Raw genomic sequence first — 4,854 nt, forward strand, 5'->3', positions numbered from 1 at the left:
GAGTGCTACAACTTCTTCAAGGCCGCCGGATACGGAACCGATTAAACGCGACACGCTCTAGCCGGCGACTGCGGCATCATACAATTTGCTCAGTTCTCGTGTCACCGGTCCGGGCATTCCGTTCCCAACCTTTCGTCCGTCGATCATGGTTACCGGCGTGATGCCGCCCAGCGTGCCTGTCACGAAAGCCTCGTCCGCGGCGTAGGTCTCGGCGAGGGTATAGTCTTTTTCGAACACCGGCTTCCCGGCCGTGAGCCAAAGGTCGATGACCTTGGCTCGAGTGATGCCGTTGAAACAGGTGGCGCCCGTGGAGGTCCACAGTGCTTCGCCTCGAACGATAAAGAAGTTCGTGGAATTGCAGCTGGCCACGAAGCCCCGATCATCGAGCATCAGCGCCTCGTCCGCGCCCATGTTGATCGCCTGGATCAGCGCCTGGATGAAATTCAGCCGTGAATGGGAATTTAGCCGCAGGTCGAACACGTCCGGCGTGGAGCAGCGGATAGTCGAGGTCAGCAGCTTAAGGCCCCGGGTTTTCAGAGCGGCATTCGGTTGCTTGTACTCTGCCACGATCACGATCGTGGGCCCGCCCATGATGAAGCGCGGGTCCTGGTTCGGCGTGGATTTCAGTCCGCGCGAGATCATCAGGCGGATATGCGCACCGTCGTGCATGTCATTGTGGCGCAGCGTGCGTTCGATTTCACCGACCAGGGCGTCTGGTGGCATCCCGATATCGAGCTGGATGGCATTCGCACCCTCGTAGAGCCGCGCCATGTGTTCATCAACGGCCAGAAGCCTTCCGTTCACCAGTCGCAGACCTTCCCACACGCCATCCCCAAGCACGAAGCCGCTGTCGAAGACAGGCAGCACCGCCTTGTCGCGGGGGAAGAAGCTGCCGTTGACATAGACTTCTACCGTGTCGTTGCGTGGGTCGGGGGCATAGCTCTGGGCGCTTTGCTGTGTAGCGTCGGTCATCGTGGCGTGTCCTGTTCAGAATTCGAACTGCTTGTGGCGGGCAAGAAAGGCTTGCGTGCGCGGGTTCTGCGGTGATTTGAGTACCAGTTCCGGCGGGCCTTCTTCCTGGATCAAGCCGTCAGCCATGAAGATCACGCGATTGGCGACGTGATAGGCGAAACCGACCTCGTGGGTGACGAGCAGCATGGTGCGCCCTTCCTCGGCAAGGCCCCGGATCACGGTCAGGACTTCGCCCACCAGTTCGGGATCGAGCGCCGAGGTCGGTTCGTCGAACAGCATCAGGTCTGGGGCGAGGGCGAGCGCGCGCGCAATGGCGACGCGCTGTTTCTGGCCGCCCGACAGGCGGGATGGATATTCGTCCGCCTTCTCCGCGAGACCGACCCGGTCCAGTTCGGCGCGCGCGCGGGTGTCGGCCGCGGCCCGGTCCATGCGCTGAACGATGCGCAATCCCTCGGTGACGTTGCCCAGAACGGTCATGTGCGGAAACAGGTTGAACTGCTGGAACACCATGCCGACCTTCTGCCGCACGCGGGTCAGCTCGGATTCGGGATACAGCCGGGGCTTGCCGGGGCGCGCCGTGCCGATGGTCTTGCCCGCGTGGGTCACCTCGCCGCCCGTGGGGATTTCCATGAAGTTCAGGCAGCGCAGGAATGTGCTCTTGCCCGAGCCGGACGCGCCCAGGATCGCGATGCAGTCCCCCTGCTTCACGTCGAGATCCATGCCCCGCAGCACGCGGTTGTCGCCGAAGCTCTTTGCCAGCCCGCGGATGCGCAGGATCGGTTCGTCACTCATGGGCTCAGTCCCCCCGCGCCATGCGCCGTTCGAGCGCGTAGGTCGCCCGCACGATCGGATAGAGGATCGCGAAGAACGCGAGCGCGACCACCGTATACGCCTCGATCGGGTTGTAGTTGATGGACGCGATCAGCCGGGCCTGGTGCAGGAGTTCCGCATAGGCGATGGCGGACGCCAGTGTGGTCATCTTGAAGATCTCGATGCCCCGGTTGGTCAGGGCGGGCAGCATCCGGCGGATGGCTTGCGGCAGGACGATGCGGCGCATGATGTCGCGGTGGCGCATGCCGATGGCGCGCCCGGCTTCCCACTGGCCCGGATCGATGGACTGGATGCCGCCCCGGAATATCTCGGCCGAGAAGGCGGCCGAGTTCAGGGTGATCCCAAGCGCAGCCGCCGTCAGTGGGGCGATGTCGAAGGGCGCGAGGATCGGGAAGGCGAAGTAAAACCAGAAGATCTGCACCAGGACCGGCGTATTGCGGAAAAACTCGATGAAGGCGGCGGCGGGCCAGCGCAGCGCGCGGCGCACCGAATAGCGCGCGAGCCCCACGGCAAGGCCCAGCGACAGGCCGCTGATCAGACAGATGACGAAGATGCGCAGCGTGCCGACGAGGCCGGTGTAAAGCGCCTCGCGATACATGAAGACCGACCCGAAATCCCATGTGTAATCCATCGCCCTATCGCACCGTACTATCGCCGCTGACGGCGAGGCGGCGTTCGACGGCCTGCACACACAGGCTGACACCGAAGATGAACACGAAATAGATCAACGCGGTCACGGTGAAGACCTCGATCGGGCGGAATGTCTTTTGCGCCAGTTCGTTTGCTTCATACAACAGGTCGCCATAGGATACCGTGGCCACCAGCGTTGTGGTCTTCATCAGTTCGATGGCGCGTTCGGTGAAGGCCGGGATCATGCGCTTGACTGCTTGCGGCAGGATGATGCGGCGCATGGCCTGCGGGCGCTGCATCCCGATGGCGCGCGCGGCCTCCCACTGGCCTCGTTCGACCGACACGATGCCCGCACGGAAGACCTCGGCGAAGAACGCCGAGGACTGGATCGAGAAAGTGATCGCCGCCGCGAGATACGGGGTCATGCGGATGTCGATCAGGATCGGCAGGGCGAAGAAGAACCAGAAGAGCTGCACCAGCGGCGGGGTCGTGCGGAAGAATTCGATCACGAAGCCCGCGGGCCATGCCAGCCAGCGCCGCGGCGAAAGCCGCGACAGGGCGAGGATCAATCCCAGCGGCAGCCCGAAGGTCAGCGCCGTGCCGGTGATCGAGAGCGTTCCCAGAAGACCCTGCCACAACAGGCCGGAATTCTGGATGACCACCGTGAAGTCCCACTGGTACATGCGGTCCGCGCCCGGCCTGCCGGGTCAGAGCCGTTCGCGCATGACGGCGGGCACGGTGGACGGGTCCAGCCCGAAATCGCGCAGGAATTCTTCGTACCATTCCTGCGTCTGGCCCGAACTGTAATACCCCCCGATCTTTTCGTTCACCCAGTCCACAAAGGCGGTATCAGCTTCCTGGCGCAGAGCCACGGAGGAGGGGCGGGATTCCACCGGTTGGGGCACCACGATCTTGCCACTGCCAAGACGCTGGCGGGCGGCGATCAGGGGCGGGTGGAACAGTGTCACCGCATCGACACGCCCGGCCTGAAAGGCCGCGATGGCTTCGGAATTGCCGGGGAAACGCTGAATGTCGGCGTCTGGGGTATTGGCCGTCAGGAACGCGTCCATGCTGGTCGCGGACGGCACGGAGATGCGGATCGAGGGGTCGTTCAGGTCGGCCCAGTCGGTGATGTCCAGATCGTCGCGCGCGAGCACCGCGAGCGAATAGTAGAGCAGCGGCGTTTCCGGGAAATTCACCGCCTGGCGGCGTTCCTCGGTTGCGTCGAGCATGTACATCAGGTCGATACGATTGGCTTGCAGCGCCGCGATGGCAGTGCCCCAGGTGACTTCGACCGGCTCGAATTCCACGCCGAGGTCTTCGGCCATGGCCTTGCCCATCGACACGGCCAATCCGCCAGTCCATTCGCCGGTCATGGGGTCCTTGGAATACCACGGCGGCGCCTGCGTCACGCCCACCCGCAGCACCCCGCTGTCGAGAACCTGCTGCATCGTGCTGTCCTGCGCCTGAGCGGCGCCACCTAGCCCGATCATCGCCGCCGCGGCCAGGGCGGCAAACATCGTCCGTCTGTTCATTGTCATCTCCTTCAGGGTCAATCGGGTTCCGGCTGTAGTGTTGTTAGGGTTTTTTGCTCGACAAAGGATTTTGTGGTTTCCAGCCCGCGGCGCATGTGGCTGCGTATCTCGGCCCGCATGGCATCGAGGCTGTCACCGACTGCAAGCCGGATATAGTCGTCATGGCTTTCGCGCAGGGGGCCGGAAAGGCCATGGGCCCGGTGGTGCGCCGCCCAGTAAAGCTGCAGCCGCCCGCGAAGCCCGGTCCAAGTCGTCAGCAGGATACGGTTGCCGGCCCGTTCATAGGCCAGCCCGTGCAGATCAAGTTCGGCCTCGATCGCGCGGACGTCGTCGGCCGCGTCGATGGCGGCCTGCAACGCGTCGTTGCGGGCATGGAGTTCGGCGGCGAAGGCATCGCCGCGCCGGTCCCAGACCTGTTCGAACGCAAACTGTTCGAGGCAGGTGCGCACGGCGTAGATGTCGTTGATGTCCTGTACCGAGATGTCGACGACCCGCGTGCCAGTGTACGCCACGCTGACCAGCAGCCCTTCATCGATCAACTGGCGCATCGCCTCGCGCAGGGGGCCGCGGCTCGCGCCGAGTCGCAGCGCGAGGCCGGTTTCCACAACCTGCGCACCCGGTGGTAGTTCGCCGGTGAGAATCTCGCGCCGTAGCAGGGCCGCGATCTTCGTGCTCATCGTTTCTCGCTTCAGCGGGGAAGTGATCACGCGCGGTTGTCCTCGTTTTCGCATCTGTTGAAATCGTAGAGACGAAAATTGAAGATTGTCAACAATCATGGCTGTTGCGTCATGTGATCAACAGATTCGAGGCTGTGCACTGGCGTTCTAGGCCGTGTCTGCATTCATCTGAGCCAGTCGAGGGCGGAGACGAGGAAGACGAAGCCCAT

At 63.5% G+C, this 4,854-nt stretch carries 6 protein-coding genes; all 6 read right to left on the reverse strand.

The genetic code is table 11. The features are described 5' to 3' along the window. Positions 1 to 57: 57 nt before the first annotated feature. Genes DDE13_RS21715 through DDE13_RS21740 form a run of 6 tightly spaced genes read right to left on the reverse strand, consistent with a single transcriptional unit; the run spans position 58 to position 4,744 of the window. On the reverse strand, positions 58 to 972 hold the full coding sequence (locus DDE13_RS21715; RefSeq protein ID WP_111406294.1) for an aminotransferase class IV: 915 nt from the start codon (positions 970 to 972) through the stop codon (positions 58 to 60). A 15-nt stretch (positions 973 to 987) separates the two neighbouring features. Further along, positions 988 to 1,764 (reverse strand): amino acid ABC transporter ATP-binding protein, encoded by a 777-nt coding sequence (locus tag DDE13_RS21720; protein ID WP_111406295.1) that lies wholly within the window; start codon positions 1,762 to 1,764, stop codon positions 988 to 990. 4 nt (positions 1,765 to 1,768) lie between these two features. Continuing rightward, positions 1,769 to 2,434 (reverse strand): amino acid ABC transporter permease, encoded by a 666-nt coding sequence (locus tag DDE13_RS21725; RefSeq protein WP_111406296.1) that lies wholly within the window; start codon positions 2,432 to 2,434, stop codon positions 1,769 to 1,771. 4 nt (positions 2,435 to 2,438) lie between these two features. After that, complete coding sequence (locus DDE13_RS21730) at positions 2,439 to 3,116, reverse strand: amino acid ABC transporter permease (RefSeq protein WP_111406297.1); 678 nt, start codon at positions 3,114 to 3,116, stop codon at positions 2,439 to 2,441. A 24-nt stretch (positions 3,117 to 3,140) separates the two neighbouring features. Beyond that, entirely contained in the window at positions 3,141 to 3,968 is an 828-nt protein-coding gene (locus DDE13_RS21735; protein WP_111406298.1) for a transporter substrate-binding domain-containing protein, read from the reverse strand. 17 nt (positions 3,969 to 3,985) lie between these two features. Next, positions 3,986 to 4,744 carry a GntR family transcriptional regulator gene (locus DDE13_RS21740; protein WP_235868809.1) on the reverse strand — a complete coding sequence of 253 codons (759 nt, stop codon included), beginning with the start codon at positions 4,742 to 4,744 and terminating at the stop codon, positions 3,986 to 3,988. Between the last annotated feature and the right edge of the window lie 110 nt (positions 4,745 to 4,854).

This window comes from Meridianimarinicoccus zhengii (assembly GCF_003254465.1).
Lineage (GTDB): Bacteria > Pseudomonadota > Alphaproteobacteria > Rhodobacterales > Rhodobacteraceae > Meridianimarinicoccus > Meridianimarinicoccus zhengii.